The sequence below is a fragment of the Dactylosporangium sp. CA-052675 genome (assembly GCF_050947935.1).
Taxonomy (GTDB): Bacteria; Actinomycetota; Actinomycetes; order Mycobacteriales; family Micromonosporaceae; genus Dactylosporangium.
The window spans coordinates 6,273,854-6,288,283 of the sequence record NZ_CP192010.1 but is presented as its reverse complement, the minus strand read 5'-3'; the positions used below and the strand labels follow the sequence as shown (position 1 = coordinate 6,288,283).

The window sequence follows — 14,430 nt, the reverse complement described above, 5'->3', positions numbered from 1 at the left end:
GCTCCCGGGCTGGAGGCCTTCACATGACAGCACCGCGTCTCACGCGTGGACGGCGATCGTCCGCGGCGGCGGTCGCGCTCGCCATCGCCGGCGCCGTGGCACTCACGGCGCCGGCGATGAGCTTCGCCGCCACGCCGGGCGACGGTCTGCCCTTCGCGTCGGCGGTCTTGCGGGCCACCCACAACAGCTACTCGGGCAACGTCGGCGGGAGCCGGGGCTCGATCACCGCCCAGCTCGACGGCGGCGTGCGCTTCGTCGAGTTCGACGTCCACGACAACGGGTACGCGGCCAACCACGACTACTCGATCGGCCACAACAGCCCGGGCGACTCGGTCGACCACACCGGCAACCCGGCCTCCAACCTGCTGCGCGACTGGCTGCAGACCGTTTCGGCGTGGTCCGCGGCGCACCCGGCGCACGCCCCGCTGGTGGTGATGCTCGACCTCAAGGACGACCTGACCGACAACCCGTCGTTCGCGGCCGGGAACCTGTCCGCGCTCAACCAGGAGCTGCGCGACGTGTTCGGGTCGCGGCTGCTGATGGCCAAGGACGTGCCGGGAGCGCTGGGGACGATCGGGTCGCTGCGCGGGCGGGTGCTGACGCTGCTGTCCGGCGACGCCGGGAGCCGCACCGAGTACCGCCGCGACGTCGGCTTCCACCCGGCGGTCGCGATCAACGCGCGCGGCCAGGTCGTCGAGGTGCACGACTCGGGATCCGGTGCGCTCTGGTACTGGACCGGCACCTACGGCGCCGACGGCCGGATCACCTGGCTGCGCCACGGCCGCTACGACGCCGGGACGACGCCGGCGGTCGCGCTCAACGACAACGGCCAGCTGGTCGAGGTGCACAAGTCGCAGACCGCCGACACCCTCTGGTACCACGTGGGGACGATCGGCACCGACGGCGACATCACCTGGTCGCCCAGCCGCCAGTACGACACCGGGGTCCAGCCGACGATCCGGTTCACCAACGGCGGCACCACCGTGCGGGAGGTCCACCGCAGCCCGTCCAGCGGCCAGAACTGGAACTGGATCGGCACGCTCGACGCCGGCGCGATGACGGTCGCGTGGAGCGGCAACGGCAAGACCTCGGACGCCCTGTTCGACCCGGCCACCGCCACGGCCGGCAGCACGCGGGTCTCGGTGCGCACCGGTGCCGACGGCGCCGCGCCCGCCCAGACGCTGCTGTACTCGACCGGCCTCGTGCCCTCCGAGCGGATCCGGTACGTCCAGACCGCGTTCGACGAGTTCCAGGCCGGGGACGCCGCCGTCCTGCAGGAGGGGGCCCTGTTCTACGCCTCGTCCGCGACCGACAGCGCCTTCATCACCGCGGCCCGGCGGGGTGGGCACATCGTTCGCGGCTGGGACTTCGACAGCGCGAGCTACGCGACGAACCCGCCGGCCAACTACCCCGCGACGAACCACCCGTCGGACGGCTGGTACACCACGCTGCTCACGCAGTCCGGCGCGGTCTCGTAGGCCGTCGCGGGGCAGGCGGCGGGGTTGTTCCCGGACGGCCGGGCGTGAACTCGGTGCCACGGCCCGTGGCGGCCGCGTTGTCGGTCAGCAGCGGCAGTCGTCCGCGCAGCCGTGGCTCGCGGCGGCCGCGGGGCGGCGGGCGCCGCGCCGGCGGTGCCGCCACCACAGGCCCAGCCCGGTCGCGGCCAGGCCGGCGGAGACGGCGAGGAGCGTCTGCCGCAGGATCGCGGCGCCCGCCGCGGTGAGCACGCCGGCGGCGACGAGCGGCGGCAGGGCGCAGCAGGCGGCGCAGGCGATCGCGGCGAGGACCCCGCTGACCTTGGAGCGCAGCGGCGGCCCATGGTCCACCGGCGGCTGCTCGCGGCGGGCGGGTGCGGGCCGCAGGGGCAGGCTCATGCCCGGTCTCCGTGGCGGTCGGGGCGGGCGCCGATGGTCAGCACCGGCATCGGGCAGCCGGCGCAGGTGCAGTTGGTGAGGGAGTCGCAGCGGGCGTCGACGACCTCGGTCAGCGCCGCCCGGATCGCGGCGAGGCCGGCGATCTTCGCGTCCACCTCGGCGATCTTGTCGATGGCGCGCTCGCGCAGGTCGGGCGCCGGGTGCCGGCGGCGGCCGGTGTCGAGCAGCTCGGCGACCTCGTCGAGGGTGAAGCCGAGCCGTTGCGCGGCCTTGATGACCTGCAGCAGGGCGACGGTGCCGGGCGGGTAGAGCCGGTGCCCGCCCAGGGAGCGGCCGGGCGGGGGGAGCAGGCCGCGGCGCTCGTAGTACCGCAGCGTCTGGATGTTCACCCCCGCCCGTCCGGCGACCTCGCCGGAGCGCAGCCCGGCCCCCTCGGCGGGCGGGCCGGCGGTCACGGGGCCGCCCCGGCCGCGACGGCGGCCGCGCGCTCGGTGAGTGAGGCGAGGACGGCGGCGTGGGCGGCGGGGACCTCGACGTCGAGGACGAGCGCCTCGCCGTGCGCGGCGGCCTGCGGGGTGACGGTGAAGGTGAAGAACGAGCAGCAGGCGGTCTCGCGGGCGGCGAGGTCCCGCACCGCGGCCTCGAGCCCGGCGGGGCCGGTCAGGCGCATCCGGGCGTGGGTGGGGCTCACGGCGGTGACCGCGCGGGCGGCGGTGCCGAACAGGGCGTCGAACTCGGCCAGCCGCAGCGGGCGGTCGGCGGTCGGCAGGGTGCAGACGTCGGGGACGTCGAAGGTCATCGCAGCTCCTCGCGCTGGCGGTGGCGGATCTCGACGATAAACCCGTACCCGGGTACCGGATGCAAGCGAGCCCGACGGAGCCGGCCGGCGTCGACCCCGGCGGCATCCCGCGCGGGTGCCCGCGCGCGGCGCTGCCGGGTCAGGAGCGCGGCGGCGAGCTCGTCGAGGCGGGCCGCGCCGTCGATCGCCGCGAGCGCGTCGTGGGCGGCGCGCCCGGGGAAGGGGACGAGGAGGTCGCCCGGTTCCGTGTCGTCGCCCGCTACCGTGCCGCCGACGCTCAGCGCGATCATGCGGTTCAGCCAACGCGGGGCGGTGTTGTCTCAGGGCGTATGCGATGTTCGATCCGCCCGCGACATGCGGTGCCGGGCACCACACGCTTGGATGGGGGTGACCCTTCGCGGACCTGGCAGCGACGGCGCGCCAGCGCCGAGCGGTGTCTGGCGGGAGCGACGGTCCGCACCACCGCGGACCCGAGCCATGATCTGCCGCGTTCCAGCTGTGGTCGCGGCCCCTCCCGTTCAACCGTACAACGCGGGGCGGGGCTTGCGGCAAGACCCCCGGCAGGGCGCAAAATCGCTGCTCGAATGGGGGTGTGGTCATGCGTGTGATCCTGTCGACGTACGACTCGCGCGGGGGAGTCGAGCCGTTGGCGGCGCTGGCGGTCCAGCTGCGCTCGCTGGGAAGCGAGGCCGTCGTGTGCGCGCCGCCGGACTGTGCCGAGCGCCTCGCCGAGCTCGGGGTGCCGCTGGTCGCGATCGGCAAGCCGACCCGGGAGGTCGTGCACGGCTCCGGCGTGCCGGACGTCAAGCAGCTCGCGGCGGACTTCATCGGCGTGCAGTTCGACCAGCTCGCCGAGGCCGCGCAAGGCGCCGGCGCGATCGTGACGAGCGGCCTGCTGCCGGTCGTGGCCGGGGCGCAGTCGGTCGCCGAGCTGCTCGGCGTGCCGTCGGTGAACGTGAGCTACTGCCCGATCTTCCTGCCGTCGCCGCATCACCGGCCGCTGCCGCTGCCGGGCCACCCGGTGCCGGCCGGCGTGACCGATCCGGAGGCGCTGGACGCGCTCGACATCGCGAACTACAACGGGTTCATCCGTGAACCGCTGAATCGGTACCGCGCCGAGGCCGGCCTGCCGCCGGTGGACAACGTGCGGGAGTTCGTGCGGACCCCGCGGCCGTGGCTGGCCGCGGATCCGGTGCTCGCCCCCTGGCCGGGCGGGCGCGTCGACGTGGTGCGCACGGGCGCCTGGTTCCTGGCCGACGAGCGGCCGCTGGCGCCGGAGCTGGAGGCGTTCCTGGGGGCGGGTCCGGCGCCGGTGTACCTGAGCTTCGGCAGCATGCCCGCGCCGGAGGGTTTCGTCGCGCGGGCCGTCGAGGCGATCCGGGCGCGGGGCCACCGGGTGATCCTCGGGCGGGGCTGGGCCGAGCTGGACGCCGAGGACTGCTTCGTCGTGGGCGAGGTGAACCAGCAGGCGCTGTTGCGGCGGGTGGCGGCCGCGATCCACCACGGCGGCGCGGGCACGACGACGACGGCGACCAGGGCGGGCGTGCCGCAGGTCGTGGTGCCGCAGTGGTCCGACCAGCCGTACTTCGCGGGCCGGGTCGCGGCGCTGGGCATCGGGGCCTCGGTGACCGCCGGGTCGCCGGCCGCGGCGTTGGAGGTGGCGCTGGACGTGGCGCTGCGCCCCGGGACGCGCACGCGCGCGGCCGCCGTGGCCGCGACGGTGCGCACCGACGGCGCGGCCGTGGCGGCCCGGCGGCTGCTGGAGCTGGCGGATTAGCGGCTGCGGCACACAGCGCCTGGCGATCGCCGGCGCCGCGCTCGGGCCGCGTGGGCCTGCCGATCATTCGATAGAGGGTAATCTATACGCTGGATCTGGTTGCGCCGGACGCGGGCGTGCTTCGTACAGTACCATCGCGGGTTGTGAATTGCGTGACCTCGTGATCGCGTCGCGTAATCGAAAGTCGTATCTGGGAGGACATTGCATGCGAGTCAGCGGGACCTTCAGCGTCAAGAGCTTCGTCCCCACGACGGTGGCACCCGACCCTCCGATCGAGACCGCGCTGCCCGTCGGCGTGGCGCTGATGGAGAAGCACTACGAGGGTGAGATCAGCGGGCGATCCGCGACGCTGTTCACGTCCGCGTTCGACCAGGCGTCCGGCGCCGGGACGTACGTGGCCATGGAGTCGTTCGAGGGCAGCGTGGACGGCCGCTCCGGCGCGTTCAACTTCGTGCACTCCGCGTCGACGTCGGGCTCGGACCGCACCGGGGAGTTCTTCACCATCGTGGCCGGCAGCGGCACCGCGGACCTGGCCGGCATCTCCGGCGGCGGCGGGATGACCGTGGACGGCGACGGCACGCACCGCGTGTGGCTCGAGTACGAGCTGCCCTAACCGTCATGACGGTGGTGCGCATCGCCGTCGAGGCGGGCAAGAAGAAGACGTTCGCGGTGGCCCTGGACTGGCCCGGCTGGGCCCGGGCCGCCGCGGGCGAGGAGGCGGCCGTCGCCGCACTGGCCGACTACGCCGAGCGATTCCGGCCGGTGGCCGCGGCGGCGGGGCTGGCGTTCCCGGCTGAGGCCGACCTGACCTACCGGATCGTGCGGCGGTGGCCCGGCTCGGGCAACACCGACTTCGGGGTGCCGGCCGCCGTCGGTGACGAGGACCGGGCCGCGGTCGACGCCGAGCTCGCCGAGCGGCACGTGGCGCTGCTGACGGCGGCGTGGGGGCTGTTCGACGCGCAGGCCGAGGTGTCGCCCGAGGAGCTGCGCAAGGGTCCCCGCGGCGGCGGCCGCGACCGGGACGTCATGGTCGGGCACGTGCTGAGCTCCGAGGCGGTGTACGCGCGCAAGATCGGGATCAAGCACCCCGAGCCGCAGCCGGGCGACACCGCGGCGATCGAGTCGCTGCGGGCGGCCGTGCTGGAGGTGCTGGGCAAGCCGAGCGGCGAGGTCGCACCCGGGGCCAAGGGGTGGCCGCCGCGGTACGCCGCTCGCCGCTTCGTCTGGCACGTCCTGGATCACCTGTGGGAGATGCAGGACCGGTCGCAGTAGGAACCCTCACTCATGCGGGTGAGGACGACGGCAGGCTGTACTCGAACGTGTAGTCGTGGTGCCCGTCGACGACGGTGATCGTCATGCGGCCGGCGATGCCGGTCAGATCACCGGTTCCGGTGTCGGGCACCACGGTCACCTCGAGGGTCGCGTCGCCGCGGTCCATCAGGCCGGTATGGCGCAGCACGAAGCTGCCCGCGCGGCCCCCCACGGCGCCGACGACCCGCTCGAGACCGACGTAGGCGGCCGACCCCGGGACCGCCGCGACGGCCTTGATCAGCTCGACGCGGCTGGTGCCCTCGATGCCGCCGCGGAACACCTTGTGCCCGGTGGCGTGCATGAGGCGGGCGCCCTCGGCCTCGTCGTAGGGGCGATCCTGCGAGGTGATGTCGAAGGTACCGCTGACGTGCTCGGCCATGCGTGAACTCCTTCGGCGTCTCAGCGGCCGGCCAGCATGGCCTGCAACTGGGGAGTGTAGAGCTCGGTGGGGGAGCGCAGGCCCGCCACCGCGTCGAAGTACACCTGGGTCAGCTCCTCGCTGCGCCCGACCGCGGCGAGCAGGGCCTTGCGCTGCTCGCGGGCCGCGGCCTGGGCCACCAGCAGCGTGCCCTGGTACGACTCGGTCAGCCGCCGGTCCCGCTCGGCGGCGTAGTCGGCCAGTGCCGCGTCCAATGCCGCGTCCGATGCCGCGTCCGATGCCGCGTCCGATGCCGCGTCCAACGGCACGTCCGGCGCCGCGGGGTCGCCGAGTACCGGCGCCACCCGCTCGGCCAGCAGCTGCGCCTGCAGGAACGCGTCGCCGATGCCGCGGGCGGTCAACGAGTCCTTGTGGTGCCCGGCGTCACCGACGAGGGCCCATCCGGGTCCGTGCGCCCGGCGGAAGAAGTTCTGCTGGTCCCCGGTGCCCTGCAGCGCCTCCAGCTGCGTGGCGTCGCCCAGGCGGGCGAAGAGCCCGGGCGCGTTGGTGCGCACGTTGTCGAGGTAGTGCCGCTGCGCGTCGTGGCGGACCTCCTCGAAGCGGTCCTGCGGGTAGTACGCCGAGACCAGCACGCCGTCGTTGGTCGGCACGGCGGACACCCAGCCGGTCGGCCCCTCGTACAGCTCGAAGTCGGCCGGGAAGCGGCTCCAGATCGCGTAGTACGCGCACGTCAGCCGGGGGTGCTGGACGAGCTTCTCCGCCCCGGCGAACTCGGCCACGCTGGAGCGCATCCCGTCCGCGCCGACCACCAGCCGGGCCGGCACCCGCACGGGCTCGGCGTCCGGATCGTCGCTGCGGCGGTACTCCACGCCGGTGACCCGCTTGCCGTCGCGCAGCAGCGCCGTGACCCGGCACCGCTGGCGCAGCTCCGCCCCGGCCGCGACGGCGGCGTCGGCGAGGATGGCGTCCAGCACGAACCGGCGCGGCGCATACGCGGCCCGCTCGCCGTCGACCGGGCTGGCGCAGCCGGCGAGCCGCACGTCGCCGAGCTCGTACACGACCCGCTCCAGCGGCGGACAGCCGGAGTCGCGGACCGCGTCCAGCACGCCCCAGCGGCGCAGCAGCGCGACGCCCGGCTGCTGGATGTAGAGGGTCGAGAGCTTGTCCGACGGCAGCGTGCCCCGGTCCAGCAGCAGCACCCGCCGCCCGGCGCGGGCCAGCAGCATCGCCACCGGCGCGCCCGCGCAGCGCGCGCCGACGACCACGACGTCATACATGTACACCTCCGGATGTGACGGCCCGTGTGCCGTCGCGCAGCACGTGCTTGAGGACCTTGCCGGTGATCCCGCGGGGCAGCCGCTCGTGCCGCTCCACCCGCCACGGCGGCGCGTCGGCCGGCAGCCGCCCGCCGACCACCTCGGCGACCCCGCCGGGGCCGTCGACGGCGTGGCCGGGCGCGAGGACCACGGCGATCCGCAGCCACGGCGCCCCGTCGCCGCCGGTGCCGCCGTAGGCCGTCGCCTCCACCACGCCCGGGTGCTCGTAGGCGGCGTGCTCGACCTCCAATGTGGACAGCCAGCCGGACGGCGTCGGTAGGGCGTCGGCCGCCCGGTCGATCAGCTCCAGCCGGCCGTCGGCGGCCAGCCGGCCCAGATCGCGCGTGCGCGTCCAGCCGCCGGCGTGGATCTCGCGGTTGCGCGCCTCGTCGAGGTACAGGCGTTTCGGGGCCTGGCAGCGCAGCCAGATCTCGCCGGTCGGCGCGGGGTCCCCGCCGGGTCCGACGACGCGCAGCTCGGTGCCGGGCCCGGGCCGGCCCACGCAGAGCGGGCGGTCCGGGTCGTAGGTGTTGAGCACGACCGCGGGCGCCGCCTCACCCTGCGCGTAGGCGGTGCTGATGAGCAGGCCCGGCATCATCGCGGCGAGCCGGCGGGCGACCGCGGGCGGCAGCGCCGCCGAGGCGAGCGCCAGGCGCCGTACGCGGCTGAGGTCGTGCCGCTCGTGGACGCGCGCGTTGGCCAGCCGGATCGCCGTCCACGGGGTGAGCATGAGCGACACCACGCCGAACCGCGCCGCCAGCGCCGCCATGAGCTCGACGTCGTCGACCGGGCAGATGACCACGGCCGAGGTGGTGGTCAGCGCCAGCATGCCGACGGTGCTGGCGCTGGAGGGCGTGCCCAGCGGCATCGGCGCCAGCAGCGGCGCGGAGCCGTCGAAGGAGGCCAGCGCGGCCGGGCCGCGGCCGTAGGTGAGCGCGCCGTGCGGGTTGGTGAACGCCTTCGGCCGGCCGGTCGTGCCGGAGGTGTAGAGGATGTCGGCGATGTCGTGCGGCGCGACGGCGACGGTCGGGGCGAATCCGGTGCCGGCGGCGGTGAGCCCGGCGACCGTGTGCACGGTGACGCCGTCGGGCGGCGCGACCCCGGCGCCGATGACGGCGTCGGCGGCCCCGCACTCGCCCAGCCGGTCGGCGAGGTCCGCGGCGTCCAGCGTCGCGGGCAGGTGCACGGCGGTCGCGCCGGTCTTGAGCACGCCGGCGTAGGCGATCGCGTAGTCGGTCCAGTCCATCCCGCCGAACAGCAGGGCGATGCGGTCGCCGCGGCCGTGCCCGCCACGGGCGAGCGCGGCGGCGACCCGGTCGGAGCGGCGGTCCCATTCGGCGTACGACGGACCGGGCTCGGCGCCGACGGTGAAGGGCACCCGGTCGCCGTGCTCCCGGGCGCGCAGCCGAAGGAGATCCGGGGCCATGGGGGAGTAGTCGGAAGCGTCCGCCATGCGGTGACCGTAAGCCCGCTCACGCGTCCGCCGCTGCTCCAAAGTGAGCAGCGGCGGACGCTGGTTCGAACGAGGTTCGGCGAGGGTCAGCCGCCGCAGCGGTACAGGCCGATCTCCGGCTTCTGCGGGGCCTTGGCGCCGTACTCGGCCGGCGCCACCACCGTGCAGTGGTCCTTCACCCACGCCCGCAGCGCGTCGGTGTTGGGGTTGGGCAGCAGCTTGCCCAGCACGCTGGCGTCACCGAAGTACACGTACGTCAGCTCCTTGCGCGCCACCAGCCCGCTGAGCTCGTCGGTGCTCGGGGTGTACGCGCGCCCCGACAGCCCCGCCATCGGCAGCACCGGTGCCTTCTCGGCCAGGATCAGCGGCAGCGCCTGGATCTCGGGGTAGATCGCGGCCAGGTACTTCTCGCCGTGCTGCTGCGCACGCAGGTACTCCAGCAGCGAGCGCTGCGCCGGGGTGAGCTCGGTGGTGGTGCCGAAGATCGGCCGGATCTGCTGCAGCACCTTGCGCATCGCGTCGGCGTCCTTGCCCTTGGGCAGGAATCCGACGCCGCGCACCGGGCCGGCGGTGGCCTCGCTGACGGTCCCGCGGTACGTCGGCGAGATGACCGATCCCGACCAGACCACGGGCGGCAGCAGGATCGCCACGAGCCCGGCGACGAACGCGTAGCGGCTCAGGCCGCCACCCTGCCCGCCCCGCGCGGCGGCGAGGGCGAGCAGCACCACGGCGACGAGCCCGATGACGATGACGACCTCGGCCAGGCCGGGCAGGAACTCGCTGTAGGAGAGGGTGAAGTACGCGCCCCAGGCGACGGTCAGCGCGAGCACCACCGGCAGCGCCCACGCCCGCTGACCGCCGGCGTTGAACTCGCGCCACATCAGCACGAGGCCGTAGGCGGCCAGGGCCGCGATCGGCGGGGCCAGCGCGGCCACGTAGGCGGTGTGCGCGAGGGTGCCGAAGCTCAGCGCGAGCGCGGTGACGACCAGCCACAGGCCCCACATCACCAGGCCGGCGCGGATCTTGTCGGTGCGCTCGCCGCGCGTGGTGCCCCAGAGGAAGCCGAGCACCAGCCCGGCCAGGGCCACCGGGTACATCCAGCCGATCTGCGAGCCGAGGCTGCTCCAGAACAGCTTCTCCGGGCTGCCCTCGATCTCGGCGTACCCGCCCAGCAGCGGCACGATCGCGCCGGGCACGTGGATGCTGTCGCCCATGCGGCTGAAGCCGTTGAACCCGAACACCTGGGAGAAGACGTTGTCGTTGGTCGTGCCGTCCAGGTACGGCCGGCTGTCCTTCGGCACGATCAGGCTGATGATCATCCAGAACATCGACGCGACCACCATGACGGCGCCCGCGATGCCGATGTTGGCCCAGCGCCGGCCGGCGGTGACCGGCGCGGCGAGCAGGTAGGCCAGCGCGAACGCCGGCAGCACCAGCCAGGACTGCAGCATCTTGGCCTGGAACGCCAGGCCCACCCACACCGCGCAGAAGATCAGCCAGCCGAGGCTGCCGGAGTCGACCGCGCGCTGGTAGCCGTAGGCGGCCACGACGAGGCAGCACAGCAGCGCCGCGTCCTCGATCTGGTTGCCGAACAGGGCCGCGGTCACGGGCGTGAACGCGAAGAGGCCGGCCGCGAGCAGCCCCGCGTGCAGTCCGGCCCAGCGGCGCACCATGGCGTAGATCAGCACGACGCTGATCACGCCCTCGACGGCCTGGGGCAGGACCAGCGCCCACGGGTGGAAGCCGAAGATCGCCGCGGAGATCGCCTGCGGCCACAGGTAGCCGGGCAGCTTGTCCAGCCCGACCCAGCCGTTGGGGTCCACCGCGCCGAAGAAGAAGTTCTCGAAGCTCTGCGTCATGCTGCGGACCATCGGCCCGTGGATCGGCTTGAATTCGCTCCCGCGCATCTGCCACAGGTACAGGAATGCGGCACACGCGACGATGACCAGCAGGACGGGGCGCGCCCACGCGGGGTCGTTCTCGGGGGCCTTCCACAGCTCACTGACGCTTCTGCGTTGCCGAGGCACCCGTGTAACGGTCTGCTCACCAGTCTCGGTCGATGTCTGCATGATTGTGACTACCGCGCTCGGATGTCATTGGTCAAGAGAAGTTCCATCGAACGGGAGTTGACGAGGGTATTCGTCAATCCGCGGCAGTGCTCAATATTGAGCAGACGCCCGAAGCGTCCCGTGATAAGGCCGCGAACATTGCGCCGATGCTCACTATGAGGCAGACGCGGCGGCACCGATTGATTGACGCTGGTCGAGGTATGCGCCATTTGCTCAGTGATCATTTCCGCGGTGCCGGCCGCGCCCGGTCGGCGGAGCACAGATTGGAGCCGTCATGGGCGACACCGCGGCCGGTGCGCCGGTCGACTACCCCGAGGGATTCCGTGCCGACCCCTACCCGGCCTACGCCACGATGCGCGAGGGCGGCGCCGCCTGCCACGTCAGGGAGCCCAACGGCCTGCACCACTGGCTGGTGGTGCGCTACGACAGCGCCCGCGACGTGCTGGCCGACAACACGTCCTTCTCCAAGGACCCCCGCCGCTTCTGGGACCAGCTGCGCGAGGCCGGCTACGTCACCGCCGAGCAGCCGGACGAGAACGACTACATCTTCCACCTGATCAACACCGACCCGCCCGACCACACCCGGCTGCGCTCGCTGGTCTCCAAGGCGTTCACCGTGCGCCGGGTCGAGCGGCTGCGGCCGATGATCGAGCGGATCGCCCACGCGGCCATCGACGCGTTCGCCGAGCGTGGCGAGGCCGACCTCATCCGCGAGTACGCGCATCCGGTGCCCGCCACGGTGATCTGTGAGCTGCTCGGCGTGCCGCACGGCCACCGCGACGACTTCCGGCTGTGGTCCACGGCCATGCTGACCGGGCCCGAGGTCACCGACGCGCCGATGACCCGCCAGGAGGGCAACCGGCGCATGCGCGAGTTCCTCACCGAGCTGCTGGAGCGCAAGGCCGCGACGGTCGACGCCGCGCTGCCCCCCGAGGAGCAGCCGGACCTGCTCTCCGCGCTCATCGTCGCCCGTGACGGCGACAGCCGGCTGTCCCAGCGCGAGCTGCTGGCGATGTCCGAGCTGTTGCTCGGCGCCGGCCAGGAGCCCACCGTCAACCTCATCGCCAACGGCACCCTGGCCCTGCTCGGCGCGCCCGACCAGCGCAAGCTGCTGGCCGAGCGGCCCGAACTCATCACCGGCGCGGTCGAGGAGTTCCTGCGCATCGACGCGCCGGTGCACCAGGCCACGCTGCGCGTCGCCGTGCGCGACGTCGACCTCGACGGCGTGCGGGTCCCGGCCGGCAGCGTCGTGACCGTGGCGCTCGGCGCGGCCGGGCGCGACCCGGCCCGCTTCAGCGCCCCCGAGCAGCTCGACATCGGCCGCGCCGGCCCGGCCCACCTGGCCTTCGGCCACGGCATCCACTACTGCGTCGGCGCCCCGCTGGCCCGCCTCGAGGGCCAGGTCGCCATCGACGCGCTCATGCGCCGGCTGGGCGACGTCGCCCTGGCCGTGCCCGCCGACGCGCTGCGCTGGCGGGAGACCCGCATCATGCGCGGCCTGGCCGCGCTGCCCGTCACCTTCACCCCCGTCGCGAGGACTGGAGAGCCAGCATGACCACGGACATCCGCCCGCCGGCGGCGGACGTGCCCACCGCCGCCGCCCAGGCGCCCCTGCCACCCGGGCAGGTCCTGCACTCGGCCAACTGCGGCCTGATCATCCACCGGGTCGGGCAGCTGCAGTACGAGTTCGCCGCCGAGGGCCGCCAGTTCGGCCACGACGTGCTGGCCTACCTCAACACCGCGCAGGCCGGGGCGATCACCACGTTCCTGTACGAGGAGGTGCTGGGCACGCGCGACCGGCTGCACTGGTACATCCACCTGAAGTCGCCCCACGACTACCAGCGGGTGCTGGAGATGGTCGACCACGACCGGGACTTCCAGGACATCTCCGAGCGCGACCGGCTCGAGGACAAGGGCCACGGCAACTGGGAGCGCATGTTCGTGCAGGGCAGCATCCAGGAGCGGATCTTCTGCCCGCAGCACGGCCAGACGCACGCCGGCGACGGCTTCGACCCCAAGGAGCTGTTCGTGCCGCCGGCGCGCAACCAGACGGCCCAGCCGCGCGAGCTCCAGCTCGACACCGCGAGCTGCGGCGCGCTGCTGCACCGCACCGCGGAGGTCCGCTACGACGTGCGCGAGCCGGCCCGCGACTTCGCCGCGGCCTGGCAGGAGCGGCTCAACCTGGCCCTGCCCGGCCTGGTCACCTCGTTGCTGTACGAGGAGACGTTCGGCAAGCAGGACCGCATCCACTGGCTGATCCACCTGCGCTCGCTCGCCGACTACCCGGCGCTGCGCGCGGCCGCCGGCACGCCGGAGGCCGAGGAGCTGCTGCGACGCGACTGGGTGCCGGCCTCGCGCGGCGGCGGCTCGTGGGCCTCGATGTTCATCCCCGGCACCATCCACGACACGGTGCTGGTGCCCTACGTCGGCGGCGTGAGCCCCAAGCTGCCGCTCTGACCCGTGGTGAGGAGTTTTTCCGTGACCGTGACGCACGACGCGGCGGTACTGTCCGCCCAGCACCAGACCAGCGTTGCCCCCGACAAGATCCTGCACTCGGCCAACGCCGGCGTCATCGTCGAGCGCGTCGGGCAGCTGCGCGGCGAGTTCCGCTCGGAGGGCCGCCAGTTCGCCCGCGAGCTGGCCGAGTACATGAACACCAACTACGCCGGCCTGGTCACCGTCTTCCTCTACGAGGAGACCTTCGGCACCAAGGACCTGCTGCACTGGTTCATCCACCTCAAGTCGTTCGACGCCTACGACACGCTGCTGCGCATGGGCACCCGGGACGAGGGCTGGCGCGACCTGATCCTGCGCCACCGCATCCCGGCCGAGCGCGGCGGGGGCGGCTGGGAGCGCATGTTCCTCGACGCCGGGCTGAGCGAGACGGTGCTGCTGCCGCAGTTCACCGGGATGTACGGCACCGGCGACGCGTCCCCGCCGACCCCCGGCGACCGGCTCGGCGGGGCCGCCGTCGTGCCGCCCGCGCAGCACCAGACCAAGCTGGCGCCCGAGGAGATCCTGCACTCGGCCAACGCCGGGATCGTCATCCACCGCTACGGCCAGCTGCGCTACGGCCTGCGCGCCGAGGGCCGGCAGTTCGCCCGCGACGTCGCGGAGATGATCAACGAGCAGCAGCGCGGCGAGGTCACCGTCTTCCTCTACGAGGAGGCCTTCGGCCGCTCCGACCGCATCCACTGGCTGCTGCACCTCAAGTCGCTGAGCTCCTACTACGCGATGATCGACATGCGCGCGTTCATGAAGCCCGAGGTGCTCGACGTCTACACCCGCGAGCGCATCGCGCCGGAGAAGGGCGGCGGCACCTGGGACCGGATGTTCATCGACGCCACCCTCACCGACATCGCGCTCACCCCGCAGCACTGGGGGATGCACGCCACCCAGGGCGCCAAGTCGTCCTGACGGAGCCCGCCAGAGAGGTGCCCCGGGGCCGCTCG

The 14,430-nt window shown here is 73.5% G+C and carries 15 protein-coding genes; 7 read left to right on the top strand and 8 right to left on the bottom strand.

The window, feature by feature from the left end; genetic code table 11:
• Positions 1 to 23: 23 nt before the first annotated feature.
• Positions 24 to 1,478: a Ca2+-dependent phosphoinositide-specific phospholipase C gene (locus ACQP1P_RS28005; RefSeq protein WP_433074783.1), complete on the top strand. Its 1,455-nt coding sequence runs from the start codon at positions 24 to 26 to the stop codon at positions 1,476 to 1,478.
• An 84-nt stretch (positions 1,479 to 1,562) separates the two neighbouring features.
• On the opposite strand, the gene ACQP1P_RS28000 is transcribed toward ACQP1P_RS28005, so the two are convergent.
• From ACQP1P_RS28000 to ACQP1P_RS27985, 4 genes are read right to left on the bottom strand one after another with little or no spacing between them, the layout of a single operon-like run.
• Positions 1,563 to 1,874, bottom strand: coding sequence for a hypothetical protein (locus ACQP1P_RS28000; protein WP_433074780.1), 312 nt, complete (start codon positions 1,872 to 1,874; stop codon positions 1,563 to 1,565).
• Positions 1,871 to 2,329 carry a MerR family transcriptional regulator gene (locus ACQP1P_RS27995; RefSeq protein WP_433074777.1) on the bottom strand — a complete coding sequence of 153 codons (459 nt, stop codon included), beginning with the start codon at positions 2,327 to 2,329 and terminating at the stop codon, positions 1,871 to 1,873. Before ACQP1P_RS27995 ends, ACQP1P_RS28000 begins: the two co-directional genes overlap by 4 nt.
• A complete protein-coding gene (locus ACQP1P_RS27990) occupies positions 2,326 to 2,673 on the bottom strand; it encodes a hypothetical protein (protein WP_433074774.1) in 348 nt (115 codons plus the stop codon). The genes ACQP1P_RS27995 and ACQP1P_RS27990 overlap by 4 nt, the downstream gene beginning before the upstream one ends.
• Entirely contained in the window at positions 2,670 to 2,963 is a 294-nt protein-coding gene (locus ACQP1P_RS27985) for a hypothetical protein (protein WP_433074771.1), read from the bottom strand. The genes ACQP1P_RS27990 and ACQP1P_RS27985 overlap by 4 nt, the downstream gene beginning before the upstream one ends.
• Before the next feature lie 308 nt (positions 2,964 to 3,271).
• On the opposite strand from ACQP1P_RS27985, the gene ACQP1P_RS27980 reads away from it, so the two are divergent.
• The 3 genes from ACQP1P_RS27980 to ACQP1P_RS27970 all read left to right on the top strand — a co-directional run bounded on the left by ACQP1P_RS27980 (position 3,272) and on the right by ACQP1P_RS27970 (position 5,722).
• Positions 3,272 to 4,450, top strand: a complete 1,179-nt coding sequence (locus ACQP1P_RS27980; protein ID WP_433074768.1) for a glycosyltransferase — start codon at positions 3,272 to 3,274, stop codon at positions 4,448 to 4,450.
• Between the two features lie 205 nt (positions 4,451 to 4,655).
• Positions 4,656 to 5,063: a DUF3224 domain-containing protein gene (locus tag ACQP1P_RS27975; RefSeq protein WP_433074765.1), complete on the top strand. Its 408-nt coding sequence runs from the start codon at positions 4,656 to 4,658 to the stop codon at positions 5,061 to 5,063.
• 5 nt (positions 5,064 to 5,068) lie between these two features.
• The gene (locus ACQP1P_RS27970; RefSeq protein ID WP_433074762.1) at positions 5,069 to 5,722 is read left to right on the top strand and encodes a hypothetical protein; all 654 of its coding nucleotides are present in this window, start codon (positions 5,069 to 5,071) and stop codon (positions 5,720 to 5,722) included.
• 10 nt (positions 5,723 to 5,732) lie between these two features.
• Here ACQP1P_RS27970 and ACQP1P_RS27965 read toward each other — a convergent pair whose 3' ends face one another.
• The 4 genes from ACQP1P_RS27965 to ACQP1P_RS27950 all read right to left on the bottom strand — a co-directional run bounded on the left by ACQP1P_RS27965 (position 5,733) and on the right by ACQP1P_RS27950 (position 10,936).
• Positions 5,733 to 6,140: a DUF3224 domain-containing protein gene (locus tag ACQP1P_RS27965; protein WP_433074759.1), complete on the bottom strand. Its 408-nt coding sequence runs from the start codon at positions 6,138 to 6,140 to the stop codon at positions 5,733 to 5,735.
• Positions 6,141 to 6,160: 20 nt separating this feature from the next.
• Complete coding sequence (locus tag ACQP1P_RS27960) at positions 6,161 to 7,417, bottom strand: NAD(P)/FAD-dependent oxidoreductase (RefSeq protein WP_433074756.1); 1,257 nt, start codon at positions 7,415 to 7,417, stop codon at positions 6,161 to 6,163.
• The gene (locus ACQP1P_RS27955; protein ID WP_433074753.1) at positions 7,410 to 8,909 is read right to left on the bottom strand and encodes a class I adenylate-forming enzyme family protein; all 1,500 of its coding nucleotides are present in this window, start codon (positions 8,907 to 8,909) and stop codon (positions 7,410 to 7,412) included. Before ACQP1P_RS27955 ends, ACQP1P_RS27960 begins: the two co-directional genes overlap by 8 nt.
• An 86-nt stretch (positions 8,910 to 8,995) precedes the next feature.
• Complete coding sequence (locus ACQP1P_RS27950) at positions 8,996 to 10,936, bottom strand: ArnT family glycosyltransferase (protein ID WP_433074750.1); 1,941 nt, start codon at positions 10,934 to 10,936, stop codon at positions 8,996 to 8,998.
• Positions 10,937 to 11,252: 316 nt separating this feature from the next.
• On the opposite strand from ACQP1P_RS27950, the gene ACQP1P_RS27945 reads away from it, so the two are divergent.
• Genes ACQP1P_RS27945 through ACQP1P_RS27935 form a run of 3 tightly spaced genes read left to right on the top strand, consistent with a single transcriptional unit; the run spans position 11,253 to position 14,395 of the window.
• On the top strand, positions 11,253 to 12,533 hold the full coding sequence (locus tag ACQP1P_RS27945; protein ID WP_433074747.1) for a cytochrome P450 family protein: 1,281 nt from the start codon (positions 11,253 to 11,255) through the stop codon (positions 12,531 to 12,533).
• Entirely contained in the window at positions 12,530 to 13,435 is a 906-nt protein-coding gene (locus ACQP1P_RS27940; RefSeq protein ID WP_433074744.1) for a DUF6039 family protein, read from the top strand. The genes ACQP1P_RS27945 and ACQP1P_RS27940 overlap by 4 nt, the downstream gene beginning before the upstream one ends.
• 21 nt (positions 13,436 to 13,456) lie before the next feature.
• Positions 13,457 to 14,395 (top strand): DUF6039 family protein, encoded by a 939-nt coding sequence (locus ACQP1P_RS27935; RefSeq protein ID WP_433074741.1) that lies wholly within the window; start codon positions 13,457 to 13,459, stop codon positions 14,393 to 14,395.
• Positions 14,396 to 14,430 lie beyond the last annotated feature (35 nt).

Excerpts from the sequence above, each read along its gene's own strand:
- ACQP1P_RS28005 (WP_433074783.1), top strand. The coding sequence starts at position 24 with ATGACAGCACCGCGTCTCACGCGTGGACGGCGATCGTCCGCGGCGGCG.
- ACQP1P_RS28000 (WP_433074780.1), bottom strand. The coding sequence starts at position 1,874 with ATGAGCCTGCCCCTGCGGCCCGCACCCGCCCGCCGCGAGCAGCCGCCG.
- ACQP1P_RS27990 (WP_433074774.1), bottom strand. The coding sequence starts at position 2,673 with ATGACCTTCGACGTCCCCGACGTCTGCACCCTGCCGACCGCCGACCGC.
- ACQP1P_RS27985 (WP_433074771.1), bottom strand. The coding sequence starts at position 2,963 with ATGATCGCGCTGAGCGTCGGCGGCACGGTAGCGGGCGACGACACGGAA.
- ACQP1P_RS27980 (WP_433074768.1), top strand. The coding sequence starts at position 3,272 with ATGCGTGTGATCCTGTCGACGTACGACTCGCGCGGGGGAGTCGAGCCG.
- ACQP1P_RS27975 (WP_433074765.1), top strand. The coding sequence starts at position 4,656 with ATGCGAGTCAGCGGGACCTTCAGCGTCAAGAGCTTCGTCCCCACGACG.
- ACQP1P_RS27970 (WP_433074762.1), top strand. The coding sequence starts at position 5,069 with ATGACGGTGGTGCGCATCGCCGTCGAGGCGGGCAAGAAGAAGACGTTC.
- ACQP1P_RS27965 (WP_433074759.1), bottom strand. The coding sequence starts at position 6,140 with ATGGCCGAGCACGTCAGCGGTACCTTCGACATCACCTCGCAGGATCGC.
- ACQP1P_RS27960 (WP_433074756.1), bottom strand. The coding sequence starts at position 7,417 with ATGTATGACGTCGTGGTCGTCGGCGCGCGCTGCGCGGGCGCGCCGGTG.
- ACQP1P_RS27955 (WP_433074753.1), bottom strand. The coding sequence starts at position 8,909 with ATGGCGGACGCTTCCGACTACTCCCCCATGGCCCCGGATCTCCTTCGG.
- ACQP1P_RS27945 (WP_433074747.1), top strand. The coding sequence starts at position 11,253 with ATGGGCGACACCGCGGCCGGTGCGCCGGTCGACTACCCCGAGGGATTC.
- ACQP1P_RS27940 (WP_433074744.1), top strand. The coding sequence starts at position 12,530 with ATGACCACGGACATCCGCCCGCCGGCGGCGGACGTGCCCACCGCCGCC.